Annotated in this window: 24 protein-coding genes, 1 tRNA gene and 1 pseudogene; 12 read left to right on the top strand and 14 right to left on the bottom strand. The window is 68.8% G+C overall.

The window, feature by feature from the left end; genetic code table 11:
• The first annotated feature begins 74 nt into the window (after positions 1 to 74).
• A complete protein-coding gene (locus tag E3O32_RS17395) occupies positions 75 to 242 on the top strand; it encodes a hypothetical protein (RefSeq protein WP_241974519.1) in 168 nt (55 codons plus the stop codon).
• A 117-nt stretch (positions 243 to 359) separates the two neighbouring features.
• Here E3O32_RS17395 and E3O32_RS03120 read toward each other — a convergent pair.
• Both E3O32_RS03120 and E3O32_RS03115 read right to left on the bottom strand, forming a co-directional pair.
• A pseudogene (locus tag E3O32_RS03120) lies at positions 360 to 758 on the bottom strand (DUF3027 domain-containing protein); the annotation flags it as partial.
• Positions 751 to 1,131: a cold-shock protein gene (locus E3O32_RS03115; protein ID WP_134506867.1), complete on the bottom strand. Its 381-nt coding sequence runs from the start codon at positions 1,129 to 1,131 to the stop codon at positions 751 to 753. The gene E3O32_RS03115 and the pseudogene E3O32_RS03120, both read right to left, overlap by 8 nt.
• Before the next feature lie 93 nt (positions 1,132 to 1,224).
• On the opposite strand from E3O32_RS03115, the gene E3O32_RS03110 reads away from it, so the two are divergent.
• From E3O32_RS03110 to E3O32_RS03100, 3 genes are read left to right on the top strand one after another with little or no spacing between them, the layout of a single operon-like run.
• On the top strand, positions 1,225 to 1,500 hold the full coding sequence (locus tag E3O32_RS03110) for a hypothetical protein (protein WP_134506865.1): 276 nt from the start codon (positions 1,225 to 1,227) through the stop codon (positions 1,498 to 1,500).
• Between the two features lie 5 nt (positions 1,501 to 1,505).
• Positions 1,506 to 3,383 carry a helicase-associated domain-containing protein gene (locus E3O32_RS03105; protein ID WP_134506863.1) on the top strand — a complete coding sequence of 626 codons (1,878 nt, stop codon included), beginning with the start codon at positions 1,506 to 1,508 and terminating at the stop codon, positions 3,381 to 3,383.
• A 44-nt stretch (positions 3,384 to 3,427) separates the two neighbouring features.
• Positions 3,428 to 5,083, top strand: coding sequence for a DNA repair helicase XPB (locus E3O32_RS03100; RefSeq protein WP_134506861.1), 1,656 nt, complete (start codon positions 3,428 to 3,430; stop codon positions 5,081 to 5,083).
• A 128-nt stretch (positions 5,084 to 5,211) separates the two neighbouring features.
• On the opposite strand, the gene E3O32_RS03095 is transcribed toward E3O32_RS03100, so the two are convergent.
• Together E3O32_RS03095 and folP are read right to left on the bottom strand one after the other, a co-directional pair.
• Positions 5,212 to 5,922, bottom strand: coding sequence for a pyrimidine reductase family protein (locus E3O32_RS03095; protein WP_134506859.1), 711 nt, complete (start codon positions 5,920 to 5,922; stop codon positions 5,212 to 5,214).
• Positions 5,923 to 5,924: 2 nt separating this feature from the next.
• The gene (folP, locus tag E3O32_RS03090) at positions 5,925 to 6,833 is read right to left on the bottom strand and encodes a dihydropteroate synthase (RefSeq protein ID WP_134506857.1); all 909 of its coding nucleotides are present in this window, start codon (positions 6,831 to 6,833) and stop codon (positions 5,925 to 5,927) included.
• A 112-nt stretch (positions 6,834 to 6,945) separates the two neighbouring features.
• On the opposite strand from folP, the gene E3O32_RS03085 reads away from it, so the two are divergent.
• The 3 genes from E3O32_RS03085 to E3O32_RS03075 all read left to right on the top strand — a co-directional run bounded on the left by E3O32_RS03085 (position 6,946) and on the right by E3O32_RS03075 (position 9,811).
• Positions 6,946 to 7,638 (top strand): response regulator transcription factor, encoded by a 693-nt coding sequence (locus tag E3O32_RS03085; protein WP_123046624.1) that lies wholly within the window; start codon positions 6,946 to 6,948, stop codon positions 7,636 to 7,638.
• A gap of 31 nt (positions 7,639 to 7,669) precedes the next feature.
• Positions 7,670 to 9,400 carry a sensor histidine kinase gene (locus E3O32_RS03080; protein WP_134506856.1) on the top strand — a complete coding sequence of 577 codons (1,731 nt, stop codon included), beginning with the start codon at positions 7,670 to 7,672 and terminating at the stop codon, positions 9,398 to 9,400.
• Between the two features lie 120 nt (positions 9,401 to 9,520).
• Positions 9,521 to 9,811 carry a WXG100 family type VII secretion target gene (locus E3O32_RS03075; protein WP_134506854.1) on the top strand — a complete coding sequence of 97 codons (291 nt, stop codon included), beginning with the start codon at positions 9,521 to 9,523 and terminating at the stop codon, positions 9,809 to 9,811.
• 64 nt (positions 9,812 to 9,875) lie between these two features.
• Here E3O32_RS03075 and groL read toward each other — a convergent pair whose 3' ends face one another.
• The 5 genes from groL to E3O32_RS03050 form a co-directional block, all read right to left on the bottom strand.
• Positions 9,876 to 11,495 carry a chaperonin GroEL gene (gene groL / locus E3O32_RS03070; RefSeq protein WP_134506852.1) on the bottom strand — a complete coding sequence of 540 codons (1,620 nt, stop codon included), beginning with the start codon at positions 11,493 to 11,495 and terminating at the stop codon, positions 9,876 to 9,878.
• Positions 11,496 to 11,613: 118 nt separating this feature from the next.
• Entirely contained in the window at positions 11,614 to 12,672 is a 1,059-nt protein-coding gene (locus E3O32_RS03065) for a DUF3048 domain-containing protein (RefSeq protein WP_134506850.1), read from the bottom strand.
• An 82-nt stretch (positions 12,673 to 12,754) separates the two neighbouring features.
• A complete protein-coding gene (locus E3O32_RS03060) occupies positions 12,755 to 12,958 on the bottom strand; it encodes a cold-shock protein (RefSeq protein WP_134362230.1) in 204 nt (67 codons plus the stop codon).
• A 269-nt stretch (positions 12,959 to 13,227) separates the two neighbouring features.
• Positions 13,228 to 13,791 carry a LytR C-terminal domain-containing protein gene (locus E3O32_RS03055; protein ID WP_134506848.1) on the bottom strand — a complete coding sequence of 188 codons (564 nt, stop codon included), beginning with the start codon at positions 13,789 to 13,791 and terminating at the stop codon, positions 13,228 to 13,230.
• Between the two features lie 57 nt (positions 13,792 to 13,848).
• Positions 13,849 to 14,148, bottom strand: a complete 300-nt coding sequence (locus tag E3O32_RS03050) for a DUF3263 domain-containing protein (protein ID WP_134506846.1) — start codon at positions 14,146 to 14,148, stop codon at positions 13,849 to 13,851.
• Positions 14,149 to 14,339: 191 nt separating this feature from the next.
• Here E3O32_RS03050 and msrB point away from each other — a divergent pair, with 191 nt between their 5' ends.
• The 3 genes from msrB to E3O32_RS03035 all read left to right on the top strand — a co-directional run bounded on the left by msrB (position 14,340) and on the right by E3O32_RS03035 (position 15,640).
• Positions 14,340 to 14,741 (top strand): peptide-methionine (R)-S-oxide reductase MsrB, encoded by a 402-nt coding sequence (gene msrB / locus E3O32_RS03045; RefSeq protein ID WP_134506844.1) that lies wholly within the window; start codon positions 14,340 to 14,342, stop codon positions 14,739 to 14,741.
• A gap of 3 nt (positions 14,742 to 14,744) precedes the next feature.
• Positions 14,745 to 15,293, top strand: coding sequence for a nitroreductase family protein (locus E3O32_RS03040; RefSeq protein ID WP_134506842.1), 549 nt, complete (start codon positions 14,745 to 14,747; stop codon positions 15,291 to 15,293).
• Between the two features lie 131 nt (positions 15,294 to 15,424).
• Positions 15,425 to 15,640 (top strand): hypothetical protein, encoded by a 216-nt coding sequence (locus E3O32_RS03035; protein WP_134506840.1) that lies wholly within the window; start codon positions 15,425 to 15,427, stop codon positions 15,638 to 15,640.
• On the opposite strand, the gene E3O32_RS03030 is transcribed toward E3O32_RS03035, so the two are convergent.
• Both E3O32_RS03030 and E3O32_RS03025 read right to left on the bottom strand, forming a co-directional pair.
• Positions 15,619 to 15,694, bottom strand: a tRNA-Thr gene (locus tag E3O32_RS03030). The two genes, E3O32_RS03035 and E3O32_RS03030, sit on opposite strands and share 22 nt — an antisense overlap.
• A gap of 76 nt (positions 15,695 to 15,770) precedes the next feature.
• Positions 15,771 to 16,601, bottom strand: a complete 831-nt coding sequence (locus E3O32_RS03025) for a DsbA family protein (RefSeq protein WP_241974504.1) — start codon at positions 16,599 to 16,601, stop codon at positions 15,771 to 15,773.
• Positions 16,602 to 16,942: 341 nt separating this feature from the next.
• Here E3O32_RS03025 and E3O32_RS03020 point away from each other — a divergent pair, with 341 nt between their 5' ends.
• Complete coding sequence (locus E3O32_RS03020; RefSeq protein WP_134506836.1) at positions 16,943 to 18,040, top strand: ABC transporter ATP-binding protein; 1,098 nt, start codon at positions 16,943 to 16,945, stop codon at positions 18,038 to 18,040.
• A 79-nt stretch (positions 18,041 to 18,119) separates the two neighbouring features.
• The gene (locus tag E3O32_RS03015) at positions 18,120 to 19,448 is read left to right on the top strand and encodes a DUF4032 domain-containing protein (protein ID WP_134506834.1); all 1,329 of its coding nucleotides are present in this window, start codon (positions 18,120 to 18,122) and stop codon (positions 19,446 to 19,448) included.
• A 98-nt stretch (positions 19,449 to 19,546) separates the two neighbouring features.
• Here the strand turns inward: E3O32_RS03015 and rlmB are convergent, their stop codons facing one another.
• The 3 genes from rlmB to ispD are packed head-to-tail and all read right to left on the bottom strand — an operon-like array spanning position 19,547 to position 23,273.
• The gene (rlmB, locus tag E3O32_RS03010; RefSeq protein ID WP_134506832.1) at positions 19,547 to 20,623 is read right to left on the bottom strand and encodes a 23S rRNA (guanosine(2251)-2'-O)-methyltransferase RlmB; all 1,077 of its coding nucleotides are present in this window, start codon (positions 20,621 to 20,623) and stop codon (positions 19,547 to 19,549) included.
• The gene (cysS, locus tag E3O32_RS03005; protein WP_134506830.1) at positions 20,623 to 22,038 is read right to left on the bottom strand and encodes a cysteine--tRNA ligase; all 1,416 of its coding nucleotides are present in this window, start codon (positions 22,036 to 22,038) and stop codon (positions 20,623 to 20,625) included. Before cysS ends, rlmB begins: the two co-directional genes overlap by 1 nt.
• Positions 22,035 to 23,273, bottom strand: coding sequence for a 2-C-methyl-D-erythritol 4-phosphate cytidylyltransferase (gene ispD / locus E3O32_RS03000; RefSeq protein ID WP_134506829.1), 1,239 nt, complete (start codon positions 23,271 to 23,273; stop codon positions 22,035 to 22,037). The genes cysS and ispD overlap by 4 nt, the downstream gene beginning before the upstream one ends.
• Positions 23,274 to 23,304 lie beyond the last annotated feature (31 nt).

The raw sequence follows: 23,304 nt of genomic DNA, 5'->3' as shown, positions 1-23,304 counted from the left end.
GCGGCACCGTGCGTCTCTGGTTGAAGGACAGCGAACGCCGGCCTGACCCGCTGCCCGCTCGCACGGACGCCCGGATGGCGATCCTGGCGGGCTCGGCCGGCTGGCTCCTAGCCCTGGTGCTCGCTGTCTTCTTCCAGGACGACCTTGCGGCGGCGGGACTTGGCTGGTGGACGGCGTGCGCCGCCATCGGCCTCGGCCTCGGGCTCGTCGGCCTCGGCTGGGTTCAGTTCCGGCGTCGGTAGCGCCTCACCGAAGTCGATCCCGTCGAGCACGTCTTCGCCGTGGTCGTCGAAGTCGTCGTCGAGGGCGAGCGGGTCTTCATCCGGCTCGTCGTCTTCGTCGTCGTCCGACTCGTCATCATCGTCGTCCGACTCGTCGTCGTCCGATTCGTCGTCGTCGTCCGTGTCGAGCGTCTCGGCCGCAGCGACCGCGGCGGCGAGCTCCTGCGCGGTGCGGTAGTCGGCGAGCCGGTCCGACCACGGGATCCAGTCGGGGGCGATCAGCGCTTCATCGCCGGGAGTGAGCTCGGTCTCGAGAACCGACGGCAGGGAATCCTCGTCGACCCGGGACAGGCTCACCGTCCACCGCCAGCCCGGGTACCCGGGCATGGTGCAGTCGAGGAGCAGAGTCAGCACGTGCTCGCCCTCGACGACGTGCCCGACGAGCTCGCCGATCGTGTCGGCCGGGGTGATGTCGAGCAGGGCCGCGCGGGCCAGGTCCACGGCCGCCAGGAGGGTCGGGTCCGCCTGGTCAAGCATCGAGTTCCTCCGCGACCTTGCGCAGCATCGCGGCGATCTTGTGGCTGTGCGCGCTGTCGGGGTAGCGACCCCGGCGCAGGCTCGCACCGATGCCGTCGAGAACCTTCACGAGGTCCTCGATGATGATCGCCATGTCGTCGGCCGGCTTGCGGCTGAGTTTCACCAGGCTCGGCGGCGCCTCGATGATGCGCACGGAGAGCGCCTGGACGCCCCGCTTGCCGTCGGCGATTCCGAATTCGAGTTTCGTCCCTGCCTTGACCGTGACTCCGGCGGGCAGCGCAGAAGCGTGGAGGAAGACCTCGTGGCCGTCATCGGAAGTGATGAAGCCAAAACCCTTCTCCTCGTCGTAGAACTTGACCTTGCCGGTGGGCATCTGGACCTCGCTGCATTCCGGGCGCGCGGAATGCGCGCCAACCGCACCCAGCCTATTCGGTCGGACCGAGAGATGCCCCGTATCCTTGGGAGTGTGACCAATCAAACTCCACACGCCGCCGGTCGGCTCGAACGCATCCTGGCTTACATGGTTGCGGGTGTGGTGGGTCTGTCGATCCTCGCCTTCCTCGCCGTCATCATCGGCACCGCCGCCGGAGCCGGAGCCGACAACGGTTTCGGCCAGGGAGTCTGGCCGGTCGTGCTGGCCCTGCCGCTCTTCGGCCTGCCGCTCGGGTTCCTCCTGATCATCGCCCTCATGGTGATGACCGCTCTTCGCCGCGCACGCGAGGCACGACAGAACAGGGAGTAGCCGCCATGCTCACGCTCGCCTCACGCCTCCGGGCACTCGACGACGCAGCGTTGCGTCGCACACTCGAAATCCGCGCCGTCCCGGCCACCGGCATCCGTGACTTCTTCGACCTCGCCGAGACCCTTCTCGAACCCGAGGCCGTCCAGCGCACCCTGGCCCAGCTCGACCGGGCCACCCTCGCGGTGCTGGCCGTCGCCGGCGAACTAGCCGTCGAGACCGACCCGGACTCGGCGCCGCCCGCGCCTGCCCTCGCCGAGTTGACCGAGCGCCTGTCCGACCTGGCCGGCTCCCCCGTTCCCGAAGCGGATGTCGCCGCCCGGGCCGCCGTGTTGGATTCCCTGATGTTGGGCCGCCTCGCCGACGACCGGTTCCGGCCGTACGACGCCGTGGCCGCCCAGTTGCTGGTCTGGCCGGCCCTCGGGCTGCCGACCGCGACCGAACTGGCCGGGGCGCCCGCGCCCTCCGCCCTGGCCGGCGTGTCCGCCACTGACACCCGTTTCACCGACCGGCTCGCCGCCGAACGCGCGTTCGCCGCCGTGTCATCGATCGCCGAGCTCGTCACCGAGCTCGCCCGGGAACCGGCGAGGGAACTCAGCCGCGGCGGCCTCGGGTTGCCTGACACGAAGCGCCTGGCCGCCGTCATGGGCGTCGACCTGGAGGCTGTCGCCTCCGTGGTCGCCACCGCGGCCCGCGCCGACCTGATCGCCCACTCCGACGGCTACTGGAACGAGACGGAGGCCGGCGAAGCCTGGCTGCTCGAGGGCACCGCGCGTCGCTGGGCCACGATCGCGCAGTCCTGGCATGCCGCTCTGCCGCCGGACGTGCGCGGCATCCTCGCCCGGCGTCCCGGCGTCTCCTGGGGCGAGGGCCTGCGTTCCTTCGTCGCCTGGCTGTACCCGGCCGGCGGCGAATGGATGGACGATCGGGTCACCGAGTTCGCCGACGACGCCGAACTCATCGGGATCACCGCCCATCAGACCACGAGCCCGGCCGGGGCCGCGGTGCTGGCCGGCGACCTCGACGCGGCGATCGCCACGATGACGGCAGCACTCCCGGCCGAGGTCGGTGCCGTGTACCTGCAGAACGACCTGTCCATCGTCTCGCCCGGTCCGCTCGCCCCGTCGATCGACGCCCGGCTGCGCGGGCTCGCCGACGTCGAGAGCCGTGAACTCGCCCTCAGCTATCGCATCTCGGCGACCTCGGTCAACCGGGCCCTCGCCGCCGGCGAGAATGCGGATTCGCTGCTCGACTTCCTCCGCACGGTGTCCCTGACCGGGATCCCTCAGCCGGTCGACTACCTGATCCGCGAGTCGGCGGCCCGGTACGGCCGGGTGCGGGTGGGCGCGACCGACCCGGCCGCGTCACCGGCCCAGAGCTATGTGCAATCGGAGGATCCCGCCCTGCTCGGCACGATCGCCGTGGACCAGACCCTCGCCCCGCTCGGCCTCGTCCGAGTCGACGAGAACCGGCTGGCCAGCAGGTTCGGCAGCGACGTCGTGTTCTGGGCCCTCAGCGACGCCCGCTACCCGGTCGCCGCCGAGAACGCGGCGGGCGAGATCGTGCACCTGCGCCGCCACCAGCTCGCCCGGGTGCTGCCGGTGTCCACCGTCGACCCCACGATCGCCCTGGTCGAGAAGTTGCGCGCCAGCGACGGCGGTGAGGGACAGGCGGCGGATGCCTGGCTCGCCAGGCAGCTCGACTCGGCAATCAAGTCCAAGCAGACCGTCGTCGTCAGCATTGCCATGCCGGGCGGCGTGGTCGTGGACTATCTGCTGGAACCGGCCAGCGTGGGCGGCGGACGCTTCCGGGCCCGGGACCGGCGGGCCGACATCGAACGTACCCTCCCCCTCTCGAGCATCATCAGCATCACGCCCGCCCCGTAAGCGGGTGGCCGTCGTTCCAGCACACGCGGGTAGGATTGACGGTTATGTCTGATGGCCCCCTGATCGTCCAAAGTGACCGCACCGTGTTGCTCGAAGTCGCGCACCCTCTCGCCGAGGACGCCCGGCACGATCTGGCCGTGTTCGCCGAGTTGGAACGCGCGCCGGAACACATCCACACCTACCGGATCACCCGGCTCGGCCTGTGGAATGCGCGCGCCGCCGGACACGACGCCTCCGACATGCTCGCCACGCTCGAGAAGTACTCGAAGTTCGCCATCCCGCAGACCGTCAGCGTCGACATCACGGAGACCGTCGGCCGCTACGGACGCCTCGTCATCGAGCGGGATGCCGAGGGCCGGCTGGTCCTGCAGAGCAACGACCAGGCGGTGCTCACCGAGGTCGCCGGCGCCAAGCGCATCTCACCGCTGCTGATCGGGCATCCGTCCCCCGACTCGTTCCTGGTCGAGCCGTGGGCCCGCGGGCAGCTCAAGCAGGAGCTCGTGAAGCTGGGCTGGCCGGCCGAGGACCTCGCCGGGTACACGCCGGGCACCCCGCATCCGATCTCGCTGCTCGAAGACGGCTGGGCGCTCCGGGACTACCAGAACAAGGCCGTCGCCAGTTTCTTCGACGGTGGTTCCGGAGTTGTCGTGCTCCCCTGCGGCGCCGGCAAGACCCTCGTCGGGGCCGGGGCCATGGCCACCGCCAAGACGAACACGCTGATCCTGGTCACGAACACGGTCTCCGCCCGCCAGTGGCGCGACGAGCTGCTCAAGCGCACCACTCTCACCACCGACGAGATCGGCGAGTACTCCGGCCAGGTCAAGGAGGTCAAGCCGGTCACCATTGCGACCTACCAGATCCTCACCGCCAAGCGGAAGGGCGAGTACGCCCACCTCGAGCTGCTCGACGCCATGGACTGGGGCCTGGTGATCTACGACGAGGTGCACCTGCTGCCCGCGCCCGTTTTCAAACTCACCGCCGAGCTCCAGGCGCGCCGCCGCCTCGGCCTGACCGCGACGCTCGTGCGCGAGGACGGCCGCGAGGGCGATGTGTTCAGCCTGATCGGCCCCAAGCGATTCGACGCCCCGTGGAAGGAGATCGAGGCCCAGGGCTTCATCTCGCCGGCCTCCTGCTACGAGGTGCGGATCGACCTGCCGCAGTCCGAACGGCTGAGCTACGCCGCGGCGGCGGACGACGAGCGCTACCGGATGGCGGCCACGGCGCCGGCGAAGCTGGACGTCGTCCGGCGGCTGGTCGCCAAGCACCCGGGCGAGCGCATCCTCGTGATCGGCCAGTACCTCGACCAGATCGACGAACTCGCCGACGCCCTGAACGCACCCAAACTGACCGGCGCCACGCCCGTCGACGAACGCGAACGCCTCTACCAGGCGTTCAGGGTGGGGGAGGAGAACCTGCTCGTGGTGTCGAAGGTCGCGAACTTCTCGGTCGACCTGCCGGAGGCCACCGTCGCCATCCAGGTGTCCGGGTCGTTCGGCTCACGCCAGGAGGAGGCCCAGCGCCTCGGCCGTCTGCTCCGCCCGAAGGAGTCCGGCCTCTCGGCGAACTTCTACACCCTCGTCGCCCGGGACACCGTCGACCAGGACTTCGCCCAGAACCGGCAGCGCTTCCTCGCGGAGCAGGGCTACAGCTACACGATCCTCGACTCGCAGAACCTGGACTCCCCCACCCTCGTCGCCTGACCTGTCTCCCCCCGCGACCTGAGCATCCCACCTCGCCGAACTGTGAGTTCGGCCGGGCTTCAGGCGGCAAAGGGGCCGAACTCACAGTTCGGCGGGCAGATGGGCGGGCAGGTGGGTGGGCACCGGTGTCATGCCGGGCGGCGGGCGTAGCGCAGGAAGAGCATGTCGCCGGCGGTGAGCACGTGCAGCAGCGCCATCGGCCGGGTGGCTCCGGAGTCGCCGCGGGCGATCCGGTCGGCAGCGCCGCCCTCGAGCACCGGGCTGATCGTCAGGCAGAGTTCATCGACGCAGTCCGCCGCGATCAGCGCGCCGAACAGGTGCGGGCCGCCCTCGCAGAGAATCTGGCGGAGCCCTCGGGCGGCGAGAGCCGCAACCATCATGGTCGGGTCAACGTCCCGTTCCCCGCAGACCAGCACGTCGGCCACCTCGGCGAGTTCGGCCCGGCGCCCAGCCGGCGACCCGGCGTGCGTGACGACGATCGGGCGCACGGCCGCGTCACGGAAGAACGGATGCCCCGGCTCCAGCTCGAGCCGGGACGACACGACCGCCACCGGCACCTGAGCCGGCAGCCCCTGGCCGAGCCGCCAGGCGGCATCCGCCGGGCTGAGCCGGATGCCGCCGTACCCCTCGGCGCGCACGGTCCCGGCACCCACGACGATCACGTCGGAGAGCAGCCGCAGGGTGTCGAAGACGAGCTTGTCATCTTCGTTGCCCAGCCCCCCGCTCAGCCCCTTCACCGTGACGGCCCCGTCGAGGCTGGTGATGAAGTTCACCCGCACCCGTGTCTCGGTGCGGTCGGCCACTCGGTAGCGCCGGATCAGTTCGGCCTGGTCCAGCATGCTCAGGCCTGGTTGTGGCGCAGGTAGGCGGGCGGGCGAAAGCCCAGGATGGCCTCGGTCATCCGCACCGCGTCCACGGCGGCCGTCACATTGTGCATCCGCACGATCCGGGCGCCCTGGAGGATGCAGTAGACCGCGGCGGCAAGGGACCCCTCGACCCTGGCCCCACGTTCGCGGTCGATGCTCTCCCCCACGAAGTCCTTGTTGGACACCGCGACCAGGGTCGGGTAGCCGAGGGCGGTGATCTCCGCGAGCCGCCGGGTGAGCTCGAGCGAGTGGGACGTGTTCTTGTTCAGGTCGTGGCCCGGGTCGACGATGATCCGTTCGGCGGGGATCCCATGATCCCGGGCGAGCGCGACCCGTTCCCGCAGGAACGCGGAGACCTCGTCGACGACATCGACGTAGCTCGGCGCCGGGTGCGGCGTGCGCGGCGGGGCCAGGCTGTGGGTGATCACCAGGGTGGCGTCGCTGTCCGCGACGACGTCGGCCATCGCCGGATCATGGATGCCGGTGGTGTCGTTGATCACGTGGGCGCCGGCCGCGATGCCGGCGGCCGCGACCTGCCAGTGGAAGGTGTCGATGGAGATGACGGCGCCGGAGCCGCGGAGGGCCTCGACGACGGGGACCACCCGGTCGATCTCCTCCTCGATCGGGATGGCCGGGCCGGGAGCGAACTTCGCGCCGCCGATGTCGATCCAGTCCGCGCCGTCTTCGATCGCCCGGCGGGCGGCGCTCACGGCGGCGTCCAGGGCGAAGGTGGCGCCCCTGTCGTAGAACGAGTCCGGTGTGCGGTTGATGATGGCCATCACGGCCACTTCGCGGGAGAAGTCGAACACCCTCCCGCCGATCAGACGGCGGGGCCGGATCAGCTCGGGAAGCGCGACGAACGGTCGGGCGGGCGCGGTGTCCATGTCAATTCCCCTGGTCGGCTGCGGCGGCGAGGATTCCCTCGAGTGCAATGCTCTCATTCCCGGGCAGTCCAGCTCTCAGGAAACCACCAGCTAACGCGCAGATACTTGGGGCATGACCGATGGCCCCCGCATTCTTATTGTCGACGACGAGCCCAACATCCGGGATCTCCTCACCACCAGCCTGCGCTTCGCCGGTTTCGCCGTGCGCGCCGTCGGCAATGGGGCGCAGGCGATTTCCGCCGTGCTGGAGGAAGAGCCCGATCTCATCATCCTGGACGTGATGCTGCCGGACATGAACGGCTTCGGCGTGACCAAGCGCCTCCGTTCGGCCGGATACACCGCGCCCATCCTCTTCCTCACCGCCAAGGACGACACGGAAGACAAGATCACCGGGCTCACCGTCGGCGGCGACGACTACGTCACCAAGCCGTTCAGCCTGGACGAGATCGTCGCCCGGATCAAGGCGATCCTCCGTCGCACCATGCACGCGGACGAAGACGCGGTCATCCGGGCCGGCGAACTCACCATGGACCAGGACACCCACGAGGTGCTCGTCGGCGACGTGCCGATCGAGCTCAGCCCGACCGAGTTCAAGCTGCTGCGCTACCTGATGCTGAACCCGAACCGGGTGCTCTCCAAGGCCCAGATCCTCGACCACGTCTGGGAGTACGACTTCAATGGCGACGCCGGGATCGTCGAGTCCTACATCTCCTACCTCCGCCGCAAGGTCGACGCGCACTCGAGCGAGCCCCTCATCCAGACCAAGCGCGGTTTCGGTTACATGCTCAAGGCCGCCAAGGCGTAGTCCCAGACTCCGTCTCTACACTGGGGGTCTGATGCATCAGTCACTAATGGAGCGGTGGAGCCGCATTTCCCTCCGTTCCAAGATCACCGGCGTGACCGTGCTCATGCTGACTCTCGGGCTGCTCGTGTCCGGGGTCGGCACCATGGCCATGCTGCGCCAGTACGTGATCCAGCAGGTCGACGCCCAGCTGCAGGCGGATGCCCAGACCGCGTCCAACGGCTACTCCGCCAGCGCACTCGGCCAGGGCAATCCCGCGGTGGTCTCGGCCGACTATTTCGTCGCCCTCTACGACGAACACGGCACCCTCAAGGACCACACCTGGAAGGACCGACCGGTGCGGGAGCTCCCGGTGATCAGCTCCTCCCTCGACCTGCAGTCGGTCATCGAACTCGACGGCAGGACCCTCACTCTCAAGGACTCGGCGCGCGATACCGAGTACCTGGCCGTCGCCGTTCCCCTGGTCATCACTCCCCAGGGCACCCTGGGCACGCTCGTGATGGCGGTCTCGCTCAAACAGACCGAGAACACGATGGCCACCTACCTCACCATCTTCCTGGGCTTCGGGCTCGGCGTGGTGCTCGTCGGCGCCCTGCTCACCCGGCTGCTCGTCACGACCACGTTCGCGCCCTTGCGCGAGGTGGAGCGCACCGCGGCGGCGATCGCCGACGGCGACTTCAGCCAGCGACTCGGCGGGGCGACGCCGAACACCGAGGTCGGCCGACTCAATCGATCCCTGAACACCATGTTGAGCCGCATCGACCGGCTCTTCAAGGATCGGGCGCGAACGATCGACCAGATGCGCCGCTTCGTCGGGGACGCCAGCCACGAGCTGCGCACCCCCCTGGTTTCGGTGCGCGGCTACGCCGAGCTCTACCGGATGGGCGCCCTGCAGTCACCCGAAGAGGTGGCCCAGGCCATGGAACGCATAGAGAAGGAAGCGATCCGGATGGGCGGCCTGGTCGAGGACCTCCTCGAACTGGCCCGCCTCGATGAGACCAAGCCGCTCGCCCTCGCCCCCGTCGACCTGATGCCGCTCGCCCGGGACGCCGCCCTCGACGCGATGGCGTCCTCCCCCGGCCGGAGCGTCACCGTCGTCACCCCCATCCCGACCGAGTTCGAGGACGCCGGCGACCGGCCGCAGATCGACCTGGCGCGCTCCACGGGGGAGGTCACGACGCCGGCTCCCGTCCCCTCGTCCGCGGCGGCCCCGCCCAAACCGGAGGAGCAGGCCGTCCACGCCGGCTCCGTCTCCTTCGCCGGCGCCACCCTCGCCCGGCTGCGCACCCGAAAGCCGCGCAAGACGGATGCCGTCGCCCCGCTCCCGGCGGCAGGGCCGCTGACCCCGCCCGGCAACGTGCAGGCGGTCATCATGGCCGAGGAGAACAAGATCCGGCAGGTGATCACCAACCTGATGGGCAACGCCCTGCGCTTCAGCCCGCCCGACAGCCCGGTCGAACTCGAGGTCTCGGTCGACCGCAGGAACCAGCGGGCCTCGGTGGCCATCGTCGACCATGGCGAAGGCATTCCGCCGCAGATCCGGGACAAGATCTTCCAGCGCTTCTGGCGCGCGGACACCTCACGCGCCCGCGAGACCGGCGGAAGCGGCCTCGGCCTCGCCATCGTCGCCTCCATCGTCGCCAGCCACAACGGCACCGTGCAGGTTCTTGACACGCCGGGCGGAGGGGCCACCTTCCGGGTCTGGTTCCCGCTCGCCGGGTCGCCGAACGCGCCGCAGCGACTGCACGTGCCGTCCGCCTCGTAGCGCCCCGGCATCCCTCCCCCGCGGCTTCCCGCATGTTCCCTGCACTGCCTGGACGATGGTCAGCCGCGCACCCGGCCACGGTTCCTAGCCTGTTCGGCATCCCCTGCCGAAAGGACAACCATGACCCGCTACCAGGTCGACAGCGAGGCCGTGCTGAGCACGACCGTCACGTCACGCGCCGCGATGGGACGCATCCAGTCCGAGGTCGCCGCGCTCATCGCCCTGCTCACCGCACTGGAGGGAACGTGGTCCGGCCAGGCCGCCACGGCCTTCCAGGCGGCAGTGGCAGACTGGCGCGCCGCCCAGGAACAGGTGGCCCAGTGCGCGGAGGCGCTCGGCCAGGCCCTGAACCAGGCCGGGCACCAGTACGCGGAGATCGAGCAGGCGAACGTGCGGCTCTTCTCCCGGTGAGCGGCCGGGCACACGAAAGCAGGGCGCCCCCGAAGGAGACGCCCTGCCGTGAATCGGTTCGGACTTAGAAGTCCATGCCACCCGACGGGTCGCCGACCGGCGCGGAGTTCTTCTCCGGCTTGTCGGCCACGACGGCCTCGGTGGTGAGGAACAGTCCGGCGATCGACGATGCGTTCAGCAGCGCGGAACGCGTGACCTTCACCGGGTCATTGATTCCGGCGGCGAGCATGTCGACGTACTCGCCGGTTGCGGCGTTGAGGCCCCAACCGATCGGCAGGTTGCGCACCTTGTCGGCGACAACGCCCGGCTCCATGCCGGCATTGAGCGCGATCTGCTTGAGCGGAGCGTCGATGGCCACGCGCACGATGTTCGCGCCCGTTGCCTCATCGCCGGTCAGTTCCAGCTTCTCGAAGGCGGTCTTGCCGGCCTGGATCAGCGCAACGCCACCACCGGCGACGATGCCCTCTTCGACGGCAGCCTTTGCGTTGCGGACGGCGTCCTCGATGCGGTGCTTGCGCTCCTTGAGCTCAACCTCCGTCGCGGCGCCGGCCTTGATGACGGCAACGCCGCCGGCGAGCTTGGCGAGACGCTCCTGGAGCTTCTCACGGTCGTAGTCGCTGTCGGTGTTCTCGATCTCGCTGCGGATCTGCTGCACGCGTCCGGCGATGGCTTCGGGGTCTCCGGCGCCTTCGACGATGGTGGTCTCGTCCTTGGTGATGACGATCTTGCGCGCGTTGCCGAGCAGGTCGAGGGTGACGTTCTCAAGCTTGAGTCCGACCTCCTCGGAGATGACCTGGCCACCGGTGAGGATGGCGATGTCCTGCAGTTGCGCCTTGCGACGGTCGCCGAAGCCCGGAGCCTTGACGGCGACGGACTTGAAGATTCCGCGGATCTTGTTCACGACGAGCGTGGCCAGGGCCTCGCCGTCGACGTCCTCGGCAATGATGAGGAGCTGCTTGCCGGTCTGGATGACCTTGTCCACGATGGGAAGCAGGTCCTTGATGTTCGAGACCTTGGAGTTGACGATCAGGATGTACGGGTCTTCGAAGACCGCTTCCTGACGGTCAGGGTCGGTCACGAAGTAGGCGGACAGGAAGCCCTTGTCGAAACGCATGCCCTCGGTGAGCTCGAGCTCGGTGCCGAGGGTGTTCGACTCCTCAACGGTGACGACGCCTTCCTTGCCGACCTTGTCGATGGCCTCGGCGATGATCGCGCCGATCTCGGCGTCACCGGCGGAGATTGATGCGGTGGCCGCGATCTCTTCCTTGGTCTCGACCTCTTTGGCGTTGGCGATCAGTTCGGCGATGACGGCAGCCGTCGCCTTCTCGATGCCGCGCTTGAGGCTGATCGGGTCGGCGCCGGCTGCGACGTTGCGCAGACCTTCGCGGACGAGGGCCTGGGCCAGGACCGTGGCGGTGGTGGTTCCGTCGCCGGCGACGTCATCGGTCTTCTTGGCGACCTCTTTGACGAGTTCGGCACCGATCTTCTCGTACGGGTCGTCGAGTTCGATTTCCTTGGCGATGGAGACGCCGTCGTTGGTGATCGTGGGGGCGCCCCACTTCTTCTCCAGCACGACGTTGCGTCCACGCGGGCCGAGGGTGACCTTGACGGTGTCAGCGAGGATGTTCAGGCCACGCTCAAGGCCGCGACGGGCCTCTTCGTTGAAAGCGATGATCTTTGCCATATGTGTTTCTCGTCCCTCCCGGACGTTACCAAAACGATGATGGGTTGGCACTCAAACAGAGAGAGTGCCAAATCGATTCTGGCACTCTGGGGTCGAGAGTGCAAGTGAACGGCGGGGGCTACGGCACCAGGGTGACCGAGCCGCGATCCACCGGGACCAGCTCGATCCAGGTGTTGCCCGGGGCGAGACGGATCACGACCCCGTTGTCGTCGGTCAGGCGGATCGGCGCGGCCTGCCCCGCCTTGGTCCAGAGCGCGTGCAGGGTCTTGCCGCCGGTGGACACCCAGGCCTCTCCAGAGCCGATCATCGTGGTCTTCGGAACGTTGAGGTAGGTGTCGTCGATGGCCACGCGGAGGGCGAGCACGTTCGCCGACCGAAGTTGCACGCCGCCCGCGTCGAGGTCGGGCGCTCCCTCCTGTTTGCGCAGGTAGGAAGTCGACGCGGCATCCCAGGTCCAGTCGGGCCAGCGCGAGTCGGAGAACCTCGAGCTGATCGTGGTCACCGGGGTGCCGTCGACCGCTGCGGATGACTCCGGGACCGTCGCCGCATAGGCGAATTGCTGCGGTGGTGCCGGCACGGTGTCATTCCGCTCGACAAGCGCCTTCGCCTGCAGGACGACGTTGTGCGGCGCGTCCCGTTCGTCCGTGCGGGAGAACAGGCCGGTCTCGTCGGAATCGAAGGCCGCGTTGACCACGGACGTTGCGGTCATCATGTCGATGAATTGCTGCTGGCCGCCCGAGTAGGCCACGATCCCGCCCAGCGGCGCGATGATGTCAGGGTCCATCGGCCGGATCGACCTGATCGGTCCGACCACGTCGGGCACGTCGGAGTGCCAGACGGCGACGTAGCGGGTCAGCCCGCCCTCGACGAGTTCCTCGAAGACGAGGTCGGTTCGCTCGAGCCCGAACTGGGGCCTCGCCGCCTCATGGTCGTCGATCTTCGCCGCCAGGGACGGATGCGCCAGGCTCCCGGTCGGCACGCTGGTGCCGCGCAACGGGGCCATCTCGGTCGCGGGCGGCGCGGTATACGTCGACTCCGCCTGGCCGACCGGTGGGCTCGCGGTGGGCGTCGGCCGGTCAGCGGTGCACGCCGCGAGCAGGAGCGCACAGGGAAGAAGCACGGCACCGATGATCCGGGCCGTGCTTCTCCGCTTGTCTGGTGTTCTCAACGCGCTCACGTCCCACACCCTAACGCCACGCGGTCAACCCGCCTGCGCGCGTGGGGGCGTGCCCTGAGATCCGGTACGCCTGGTCTGAGAATCAGACCGGACGAACCGATTCAGCTTGTGGCCCCTTTGCCCCGGTCCCCAGTTCGAAGATGACGTGCTGGCCCTCTTCGAGAACTTTGTAGCCGTGCATGTCGATGGCGGAGTAGTGGACGAATACGTCCTGTCCACCCCCGTCGACCGTGATGAAGCCGAAGCCTTTTTCAGCGTTGAACCATTTGACGGTTCCGTTCGCCATGTCTTACTCCTTGTTGCAGCAGTTCCTTCAGCACTCGCCTCGTGGCCGTACCGGGCCTGGCGCAGTGACTGCGTCCATCGTTTCCGAGCAGTGGAATACGCCCCCTGCGGAGCGCCTGTGCGAATAAATGTGCGACCAATTTCAGATGTTACTGAAGCCTCCGGCGAACGAAAGGGGGTTGACGACGAGCAAGCCGACGTATATACGGCCAGTGGAAAGTGGAGTCTCGCCTGCACTTTCAGCGGCTGCGGCCCCGGCCGGGCGCGAGGTCAGCCTGCGGGGACGTAGTCGTTGCCGACCACGACGGTGAGGTCCGCACCGGATTCGGCGAAGTCAGTGGCGAGTAGCACGTCCGCCCCGGGAAGAGACGCTGCAACACCGCGGGCCGCGCCCTCCAGTTTCGCGTCGGCGTAGTAGACGATCGTCTTGGGCACGTCTTCGGTGCTGGCGTTGCTGAGCGCTCCGACGGTCCAGCCGGCGGCAGTGAGCAGGTCGCCCACGTCGGCGGCCACACCGGCGCCGGCGGTGCCGTTGAGCACCGTGACCGAGAGTCCGGGGTCGACGGTGGCCACGGCCGTGGGGGCCGCCGCCGGCGTCTCGGCCGGCGCGGAGGCGCTGGAGGAGGGGGACGTTCCGGGCAGGTCGAAGCTGAGGCGGTTGTTCAGTGCCGCGAGCACGGCCACCCCGATTCCGATGAGCAGGACGGTCGCGGCGAACGCCCACCAGAAGGCGACCCAGCCGCGGCCCTTCTTGGGCGGGGCACGGTGCGCTCCGACCCGTTCCGTGGAGTGCGGGAGGTGGTCGAATCGGTCTTTGGGGTGCGAGGTCGTCATCGTGGGACTGAGTCGTTCCTTTTTCGGCTGTGCATTGGTTGGTCGAGCGGAGGCGCGTTAATCGGGGGGGCCGAGAGATCGGCTGTCCCGGGCCTGCGCCCGGGCGTCCCGCATCCGATGCAGGCGCTTCACCAGCATCGGATCGTGGGCCAGCGCGGCCGGCGATTCGATCAGGACGGCCAGGAGCTGATAGTACCGGGCTGCCGAGAGGTCGAACTGGGCGCGGATGGCTTGCTCTTTCGCTCCCGCGTGCCTCCACCATCGCCGTTCGAAGGCGAGGACGGACACATCCCTCTCGGTCAGACCGGAGGGAGGCACGACGAGCCCGGCCGCGTTCGCTGCCTGTGTTCCGTCCACCTGCCACCACCTCCTTGCCTGTCATCCTATTTGTCAGGGTCTGGATACTCGCTGGACCACCCCGGCAGGGTGAAATGGGATGTGAATCCGCTGTACGGTCTCTCAGACCGGAATACCGACCGGGCCGGCCGAGTTTAGGGTTGGAAGGAACAGAAGTCGGCCGCGCCCCGGTCGAGACGGAAGGACGCACGATGGACTACGAAGTCAAGAAGTCAGACGCCGAGTGGCGCGAAGAACTCAGCCCCGAGAAGTACGCCGTCCTGCGCGGAGCAGCAACCGAGCGTGCCTGGACCGGAGAACTGCTCGACGAGGCCCGCTCCGGTGTCTACACCTGCGGAGCCTGCAACGCCGAGCTCTTCAAGAGCGGAACCAAGTTCGACTCCGGCTGCGGCTGGCCGAGCTTCTACGAGTCGGTGCGACCGGAGGCTGTCCAGTTGATCGAGGACCGCTCGCTCGGCGTCGTACGCACAGAGGTGCGGTGCGCGAATTGCGGTTCGCACCTGGGCCACGTCTTCGACGACGGTTTCGGCACTCCGACCGGGGACCGGTACTGCATGAACTCCATCTCGCTGAACTTCACTCCGGTCGAGTAACCGGTGCCCGTGGTCCTCGACGCGGTCGGCCGTCGCCGTTCCCATTCCAGGGTGACGTCCGCGGCGCCCACCCACGAAGACCTCCTGCCCCTCGTCGCAGCGGCGGCCAGGGTCGCCGACCATGGCGCACTGCGCCCGTGGCGACTGATCGAACTCCGCGGAGACGCCCGCCGACGGCTGGGTGAGGCGATGGCGACGGCGGCCGGTGTCACCGGCGCTGACGCCGCCAGGCTGGCCGAGAAACCGCTCCGCGCGGAGCTGCTCATCGCCGTGGTCGCCAGTCGTCACGACAACGCCAAGGTCGCCGGCTGGGAACAGGATGCCGTGGCCGCCGGCGTCGGGCATGCGTTGAGCCTCCTCCTCGCCGAAGCCGGCTGGGGCGTGATGTGGCGTACCGGACCGCTGGCGAGGACCCGCCCCGTCCACGATCTGCACCGCCTCACCGAATCGGAGGATCTCCTCGGCTGGCTCTACGTCGGCGGGGTTCCCGAAGGCGCCAAACCCGGCGTGCGACAGCCCATCGACCCGTCGGAGTACCTGAGCGTGCTCTAGCGGACGGTGCCGGCACCCGGGCGGCCGGCGCCCCCTCCGACCTCGGTCCACCCCGAACGGACACCGGAACGTCACGGAACCGTCGGTTCGCGCTCCTCTCCGGCGCCACCGTCGCGTTCTACTCTCGAGCCGTGAGCACACACACCAGCACATCGACCGCCCGTCTCCCCGTCTTCCACGGAAAGGAGACCAGCAGGCCTGCCGGCCGCGCCGGACGCCTCGAGCCGCTGGTCGACGCCATCCTGCGGCAGCTCTGGCAACTCGTGGGCGCCTACGTCTGGCTGGTGCTGCTGGCCAAGGGGGAACGCCCGGCACGAGCGGTCTGTGGGGCCGGCCACGGGACTTGAACCCGTAACCCCCACTTTACAAGAGTGGTGCGCTACCAATTGCGCCAGGCCGGCATGAGACGGATGCCGCCTCGGAACCCCATCCTAAATGACGATCGCGGCCGGTGGGGCCACCGGGTGGGCCCCGGCGCTAACCGGCCGGCGTCGGAGTGGGGGTCGGGGTGGACGTCGAGTAGGTTTCCCCGGCGGACTGCAGCACGAACGCGGCGAATTCCTTGGGATCGTCGAGTGCGCCGACGTACTGCTTGCCGTTGACGAGCACGGTGGGGGTTCCGGTGATCGCCTTGACCGCGCTGTTGGGCAGCGGTCCGGACAGTGCCCGATCGGTGGCGGCGACGACCCAGGACTTGAAGGTGGCCTCGTCGATGCAGGTGTTGATCTTCGAGCGGGCCGCACCGACCCCCGAGCTCTTCACCAGGCCCTTGATCTCCGTGTCGTCGAGCCCCGCCGTGCCTTCCTTGGGCTGGTCGCCGAACAAAGCCGTATTGAAGGCGTAGAAATCGTTCGGGGAGTAGTTGGCGACGCAGGTCGCCGCGTTCGCCGCCCGGAGTGAGTACTGCGTGCCAGCCGATTTGCTGGTCAGGATCGAAATGGGGTGGATCTCCACGGTCGCGGCCCCCGACTTCACCCAATTGATGATCTGTGCGCTGTTGGTCTTCTCGAACTGACCGCAGAACGGGCAGAGGTAGTCGACGTAAACCCGGATGTCGGCCACGGTGCCGGTCGGGTCCGGCTTGGACGCGACGGGCTTTGCCTTGGGCTGCAGTGCGGCGGTCTTGACGACCGTCATTCCCTCGCCGATCAGGACGCCGTCGCTGGCCATGTTCGCAGGGCCGGGGCCGGCCGGGCGGATCGAATTCATGATGATGAGCGCGATGATCGCGACGACGGCGATGGACGCCACGGCAATGCCGCCCTGCAGGAATACCCGGTTGCGGCGGTCCTTCTTCTTCTGTTCCACACGTAACTGGGTGGCCTTGATCCGAGCCGCGTCGCGTCGCTGGTTCTTAGAGGGACGGCCCTCGGCTGATCCGCCAATAGTCATGAATGTTCGCTCCGGGTAGACAAAAGCACGGCGGTTTCGGCTGCACGTGCATTCCAAATAGTAGGTGCCCAGTCTGGGAAATCCCCAGACGGAGCCTACTAACGGATTGCGCCGCCCAGCCGATCCCCCGCCGGGCGTTCCCCCGCACGTGACATACTGGAGAGGTCGGTCTTCTGCGAACAGCAGGTGAACGGCCGCTAAATCCCATCACTACGGATCGTCCGGCACGTACCTGCCGGTGAAGGAGAATACAGATAATGGCTTCAGTCACGTTCGACAAGGCAACCCGCCTCTACCCGGGTTCCACCCGCCCCGCGGTCGACCACCTCGACCTTTCGGTCGCCGATGGTGAGTTCCTCGTCCTGGTCGGCCCGTCCGGCTGCGGAAAGTCCACCTCCCTGCGCATGCTCGCCGGCCTCGAAGAGGTCAACGACGGCAACATCTTCATCGGTGAGCGCAACGTGACGGATGTCCCGCCGAAAGACCGCGACATCGCCATGGTCTTCCAGAACTACGCCCTGTACCCGCACATGACCGTCGCCGAGAACATGGGCTTCGCGCTCAAGATCGCCGGCGTCAACAAGGACGAGCGCGCTGCGCGCGTTCTCGAAGCAGCCAAGCTTCTCGACCTCGAGCCCTACCTCAGCCGCAAGCCGAAGGCCCTCTCCGGTGGCCAGCGTCAGCGCGTCGCCATGGGACGCGCCATCGTGCGTCAGCCCCAGGTGTTCCTGATGGACGAGCCGCTGTCGAACCTCGACGCCAAGCTGCGCGTTCAGACCCGCACCCAGATCGCGTCGCTGCAGCGCCGCCTCGGCGTCACGACCGTCTACGTCACCCACGACCAGACCGAGGCCCTCACCATGGGTGACCGCATCGCGGTGCTCAAGGACGGCGTGCTCCAGCAGGTCGGCACCCCCCGCGACCTGTACGCGAAGCCGAACAACGTGTTCGTCGCCGGCTTCATCGGCAGCCCGGCCATGAACCTGTTCCTGGCCGACACCGTCGACGGCGGCATCAAGTTCGGCACCGCCACGGTTCCGGTCCCCCGGGAGACCCTCGCCGGCTCCACCGGCAAGAAGGTCACCATCGGAGTCCGCCCCGAGGACATCCACCTGTCGGCCACCCCCGGCGAAGGCCTCGAAGTGGCCGTGGACCTGGTCGAGGAGCTCGGCGCGGACGGCTACCTCTACGGCCACTCCACTGTCGAGGGCAAGCGCACCGACATCGTCGCCCGCGTCGACGGCCGCTCGCACCCCGCAGCCGGCGACACCGTCTACCTCACCCCGACGGCGCACCACCTGCACGTGTTCGACGCAGAGACCGGCCTCCGCCTCGGCGGGGCAGTCGCAGACTAAGACAGAGTTCACCACTGACACGGCCGGACGGAGCATCGCTTCGTCCGGCCGTTTCGCTATGCACAGTTAGGCCCCCGACATGAGCGGTTCTCTCAATATCACCTCGGCCACGGCCGACCCGGCACTGCTCGACCTGCCCTGGCAGCTTCCACTGGACGCCTGGCCGAACGAGAACATCGCGGCGCTGCCCAAGGGCATCTCCCGGCACCTGGTGCGGTTCGCGCACCTCAGCGGGCGCGTCGTGGCCATCAAGGAAACCACCAGCGAAATGGCCAGGCGCGAGTACGAGATGCTGCGCACCCTGCAGGGACTCGAGATCCCCTGCGTCGAGCCGCTGGCCGTGATCACCAACCGGACGACGGATGACGCCGAACCGTTGAACTCGGTGCTCGTCACCCGGCACCTCAAGTTCTCCCTGCCGTACCGCGCGCTGTATTCGCAGACCCTGCGCCCCGACACCGCCACCCGCCTGGTCGACGCCCTCGCCCTTCTCCTGGTGCGGGTGCACATGGCCGGGCTGTTCTGGGGCGACGTGTCCCTCTCGAACACCCTGTTCCGCCGGGACGCCGGCGCGTTCGCCGCCTACCTCGTCGACGCCGAAACGGGCCAGCTCTACCCCGGGGGACTCTCCAACGGGCAGCGCGAGAACGACCTCGAAATCGCCCGCGTCAACATCGCCGGCGAACTGATGGACCTCGAGGCCGGCGGCCGCGTCGCCGACGAGCTCGACCCGATCCGGGTCAGCAACGGCATTGTCGCCGCCTACCGGTTGCTCTGGACCGAGCTCACCGGTTCCGAGTCGTTCTCGAGCGCGGAACGCTGGCGGATCACCGAACGCGTCGAACGTCTCAACGACCTCGGCTTCGACATCGAGGAACTCGCGATCAAGACCGACAGCGCCGGCACGACCGTGCGGATCCAGCCGAAGGTCGTCGACGCCGGACACCACCAGCGCCGCCTGCTGCGGCTCACCGGCCTCGACGCCGAGGAGAACCAGGCCCGCCGCCTGCTCAACGACCTCGACTCCTATCGGGTCACCTACGGCGACCCGGACGGCGACGAGGAGATGCTCGCCCACGAGTGGCTCGTGCGGGTCTTCGAGCCGGTGATCCGGGCGATCCCCCGCGACCTGAAGGGCAAGCTCGAACCGGCCGAGGTTTTCCACCAGCTCCTCGACCATCGGTGGTTCATGGCCCAGAACCAGGGCAGGGACATCCCCCTTGCCGAGGCCGTCACGTCGTATGTCAAGGATGTGCTCCGTCACCGCCGTGACGAGGCGACGGTGATCGAGCCGCCGACCGGGTCCATCACACTGCCGATCGACGTGACCGACGACGCGGTCGCCGCCGCGGCCAACGCGGCCGACACCGCCGCGGACGACGAGGCCGACTGGCGCCTCAAGGTCTGATCCGGGCCCGAGCTACGGGAAAAGCGCCTTCATCCGGTGGATGAAGGCGCTTTTCCCGTAAGTCAACGGCCGATCGACCTGCCGGGACCGACGGGCCGTCAGGCGGTCGCGACGGCCTTGGCGGCCTTGGCTGCCTTCGCGGTGGCGCGGAGGCGGGAGATCTCGTACAGGGTCACGCTCGCCGCGATGCCGGCGTTCAGCGATTCCGTCGTCGCGCTGATCGGGATCGAGACGATGGCGTCGCAGGTCTCGGTGACGAGGCGGGACAGGCCCTTGCCCTCGCTGCCGACGACGACCACGATGGGTCGTTCGGCGAATCCGATGCCGAGTTCCGGCAGTGACGTGTCGCCGGCGCCGTCGAGGCCGATGACGAGCACGCCCTTCTCCTTGAGCGCCTTGAGCGTCTGGGTGAGGTTGCTGGCCATGGCGACGGGGGTGCGCGCCGCGGCGCCGGCGGAGGTCTTCCAGGCCGACGCGGTGACGCCGACCGAGCGGCGCTGCGGCACGATGATCCCGTGTCCGCCGAAGGCGGCGGTCGAACGGATGATCGCACCCAGGTTGCGGGGGTCGGTGATGCCGTCGAGCGCGACGAAGAGCGGCTTGTGCCCGCGGCTGATGGTCAGCTCGAGAAGTTCCATCGGGTGCGCGTATTCGTACGCGGGCACCTTGAGGGCCAGGCCCTGGTGCACGGAGTCGCGGCCGGCCAGGCGGTCCAGTTCCGGGCGCATCACCTCGAGCACGGGGATGCCGCGTGTGGTGGCGAGGGAGAGGACTTCCTTGACCCGGTCATCCATTTCGATGCGCGTCGCGATGTAGAGGGCGGAGGCGGGGATCTTGGCTCGCAGCGCCTCGAGCACCGAGTTGCGGCCGGTGACGACCTCGTGCTCGTCGGCCTGCTTCGCCCGGCGCGTCGACGTGCCGCCGCCGCCGCTGTTGGCGGTGCTGCGGGGAGCCTGCGAGCCGGCGGTGCTGCGGCTGCGGCCGCCGCCGGCCGCGGCGAAGCGGTCCTGGGCTGCCTTGCGCTTGCCGGCGGGGTGGTACGGGCGGTCTTCGGCCTTGGGGGTGGGCTTCTTGCCCTCGAGGGCCTGCCGGCCCTGGCCGCCGGAGCCGACCTGCGGTCCGCGGCTGCCCTTGCGCACGGACCCGGTCCGGGCCTTGCGGTCAGTGTTCTTCATCAGTCAAAACTCCAATGCGCACCCGACGGGGTGTCTTCGATGGTAATTCCGGCGGCGACGAGCTCGTCCCGGATACGGTCTGCGGCCTTGTAGTCACGGCTTTGCCTGGCGATCTCGCGGTCGTCGAGCAGGCGCTCGACAAGGGCGGTGAGGGCGATCATGGCCGGTTCGTCGGTGGCGACGGCCCAGCCGGGCGACAACGGGTTGATCCCGAGGACTTCGCTCATCGCGAGCACGTGGCCGCGGGCGGCGGCTGCGGCGTGGAGGTCCTCGGCGTCGAGTGCGGCGTTGCCGGTGCGCACGGTCTCGTGCAGCACGGCGAGGGCCTGAGGCACGGCCAGGTCGTCGTCCATGGCGACCGCGAATTCGTCCGGCACGATCTGCACGCCCGACCCGGCGAACCGGGTGTCGGCGAGCCGACGGTCGGCACGGTCGAGGAAGCTTTCGACGCGTTCGAGCGCGGCCTCGGCCTCGACCAGGGAACCCTCGTGGAAGTCGATGGTGGACCGGTAGTGAGCGGCGCCGAGGTAGTAGCGCACCACGATGGCACGGGCCTGTTCGAGCAACTCCGCCGCGAACACCGAGTTGCCGAGCGACTTCGACATCTTCTGACCGTTGACGTTGACGAGGCCGTTGTGCATCCAGTAGTTGGCGAAGGCATCCCCGGCCGCGCCGGACTGGGCGAGTTCGTTCTCGTGGTGCGGGAAGCGGAGGTCCAGGCCACCGCCGTGGATGTCGAACTGCACGCCGAGGTAGCGAGACGCCATGGCGGAGCACTCGATGTGCCAGCCCGGGCGACCGGCACCCCACGGCGAGGGCCAGGAGGCCGACTCCGGCTCATCCGCCTTGTGCCCCTTCCACAGGGCGAAGTCGCGCGGGTCCTTGCGGGCGCGCGGGTCGGCATCCGTCGCCGACTCCATGTCGCCGGCGCCCTGGCGGGTGAGGGCGCCGTAGCTGGGCCAGCTCTTCGTGTCGAAGTAGACATCGCCGGAGCCGTCCGCGGCCGGGTAGGCGTGGCCGCGTTCGATCAGCCGGCCGATGAGGTCCTGCATCTGCTGCACGCTGGCGGTGGCTCTGGGTTCGTAGCTGGGGGCGAGGATGCCCAGACGCTGGTATCCGGCCGTGAACTCGAGTTCGTAGCGGTAGGCGAGGGCCCACCACTGCTCGGTGGTGCCGGCGACGCCCACGAGGATCTTGTCGTCGATGTCGGTGACGTTGCGCACGAAGGTCACGTCGAGGCCACGGTAGGTGAGCCAGCGGCGCAGCTGATCGTAGACCAGGGCGCTGCGCAGGTGGCCGATGTGGGGCGATGACTGCACGGTCGGTCCGCAGACGTAGATGCCGACCGCACCATCCTTCAGCGGAATGAAGTCACGGAGGGCCTGGGCCTGGGAATCGTAGAGTCGGATGGTCACGCCTCCCAGCTTAGAACAGGGCGCACGACGAGAACGGGGAACAGAATCGCGGTCGCGAGGGCCGCGATGCCCTCGCCGCGGCCGGTGAATCCGAGCGCATCCGTCGTCGTCGCGGAGACGCTCACGGGCGCGCCGAGCAGCGATCCGAGCAGCGCCTCCGCCTCGGCGCGGCGCGGCGCCAGCTTCGGACGGTTGCCGATGATCTGCACGGTCACGTTGCCGACCCGGAAGCCTGCCTCGGTGACCCGCCGGAGGGTCTCCCGCAGGAAAACGTCGCCGTGCGCCTGCGCGAAGGCCGGGTCGCTGGTGCCGAAGACCCCGCCGAGGTCGCCGAGCCCCGCGGCGGCGAGCAGTGCGTCGCAGACGGCGTGCACGGCGGCGTCACCGTCGCTGTGCCCCGAGAGCCCGCGCTCCCCCGGCCAGTGCAGGCCGGCGATCCAGAGGGCCGAGCTGTCGTCGAAGGCGTGTACGTCGAGGCCCGTGCCGACCCGGGGTCCCCGGTCGGCGGTCAGGCCTGCCGTTTCGGCTGTCGCCGACCCTGCGCTGAGCAGGGATTCGGCGCGGCGCAGGTCCCACGGCGTGGTGATCTTGAAGGCGAGGGCGTCGCCGGGGATGACGTTGACGGGGTGCCCGGCGGATGCCACCACTGCGGCGTCGTCGGTCGCCTCACCGGTCGCGGCGGCCGCGGCGGCGACGAGCACGTCCCGCGGGAACCCCTGGGGGGTCTGCACGGCGGACAGTTCGGACCGGTCGACCGTGCCGAGGATCGTTCCCCGGTCGTCGACGCGCTTGATGGTGTCGACCACGGCCAGGCCGGGAACGATCCCGTTCCCGGTCGCCCGGACGGCGTCGACCACCGCGTCGCAGAGGGCCGACGGGGTGAGCGCCCGGGCGGCGTCGTGCACGAGGACGGTCTGCACGCCGGGCCGCAGCACGGCGAGCCCGCGGTTCACGGAGTCCTGCCGGCTCGGCCCGCCGGCGATGACGTCCACGCGGTCGCAGAGTGGGCCGGCGACCGCGCCGGCGATCACCCGCGCCGCCTCGAGCCGGTTCTCGGGGGCGACGACGATCACCTGGGCGGGCTCCCGCATCCCGAACACGGTCAGCAGGGCGCGCTCGAGCAGGGTGCGGCCGGCGAGGGGCACGAATGCCTTGGGTTCGCTGTGACCGAGCCGACTGCCGCTGCCGGCAGCGACGACAATGACAGCGACCAGGGGCGCAGGGTGATCAGTCATGTCTGGAGGCTATCTGGTGAGGTCGACGTCG

The organism is Cryobacterium mannosilyticum (assembly GCF_004402705.1).
Classification (GTDB): Bacteria; Actinomycetota; Actinomycetes; order Actinomycetales; family Microbacteriaceae; genus Cryobacterium; species Cryobacterium mannosilyticum.
Note: the sequence above shows the minus strand (reverse complement) of the source record. Positions and strands in the feature narration are given on the sequence as shown.

Bases quoted from the DNA above. Each gene is read 5' to 3' on its own strand.
- E3O32_RS03020 (WP_134506836.1), top strand. From the start codon at position 16,943: ATGGCTTCAGTCACGTTCGACAAGGCAACCCGCCTCTACCCGGGTTCC.
- E3O32_RS03015 (WP_134506834.1), top strand. From the start codon at position 18,120: ATGAGCGGTTCTCTCAATATCACCTCGGCCACGGCCGACCCGGCACTG.
- E3O32_RS17395 (WP_241974519.1), top strand. From the start codon at position 75: ATGGCGATCCTGGCGGGCTCGGCCGGCTGGCTCCTAGCCCTGGTGCTC.
- E3O32_RS03080 (WP_134506856.1), top strand. From the start codon at position 7,670: ATGCATCAGTCACTAATGGAGCGGTGGAGCCGCATTTCCCTCCGTTCC.
- E3O32_RS03100 (WP_134506861.1), top strand. From the start codon at position 3,428: ATGTCTGATGGCCCCCTGATCGTCCAAAGTGACCGCACCGTGTTGCTC.
- E3O32_RS03060 (WP_134362230.1), bottom strand. From the start codon at position 12,958: ATGGCGAACGGAACCGTCAAATGGTTCAACGCTGAAAAAGGCTTCGGC.
- E3O32_RS03105 (WP_134506863.1), top strand. From the start codon at position 1,506: ATGCTCACGCTCGCCTCACGCCTCCGGGCACTCGACGACGCAGCGTTG.
- ispD (WP_134506829.1), bottom strand. From the start codon at position 23,273: ATGACTGATCACCCTGCGCCCCTGGTCGCTGTCATTGTCGTCGCTGCC.
- groL (WP_134506852.1), bottom strand. From the start codon at position 11,495: ATGGCAAAGATCATCGCTTTCAACGAAGAGGCCCGTCGCGGCCTTGAG.
- E3O32_RS03095 (WP_134506859.1), bottom strand. From the start codon at position 5,922: ATGCTGGACCAGGCCGAACTGATCCGGCGCTACCGAGTGGCCGACCGC.
- rlmB (WP_134506832.1), bottom strand. From the start codon at position 20,623: ATGAAGAACACTGACCGCAAGGCCCGGACCGGGTCCGTGCGCAAGGGC.
- E3O32_RS03085 (WP_123046624.1), top strand. From the start codon at position 6,946: ATGACCGATGGCCCCCGCATTCTTATTGTCGACGACGAGCCCAACATC.
- msrB (WP_134506844.1), top strand. From the start codon at position 14,340: ATGGACTACGAAGTCAAGAAGTCAGACGCCGAGTGGCGCGAAGAACTC.
- E3O32_RS03055 (WP_134506848.1), bottom strand. From the start codon at position 13,791: ATGACGACCTCGCACCCCAAAGACCGATTCGACCACCTCCCGCACTCC.
- folP (WP_134506857.1), bottom strand. From the start codon at position 6,833: ATGGACACCGCGCCCGCCCGACCGTTCGTCGCGCTTCCCGAGCTGATC.
- E3O32_RS03115 (WP_134506867.1), bottom strand. From the start codon at position 1,131: ATGCCCACCGGCAAGGTCAAGTTCTACGACGAGGAGAAGGGTTTTGGC.
- E3O32_RS03075 (WP_134506854.1), top strand. From the start codon at position 9,521: ATGACCCGCTACCAGGTCGACAGCGAGGCCGTGCTGAGCACGACCGTC.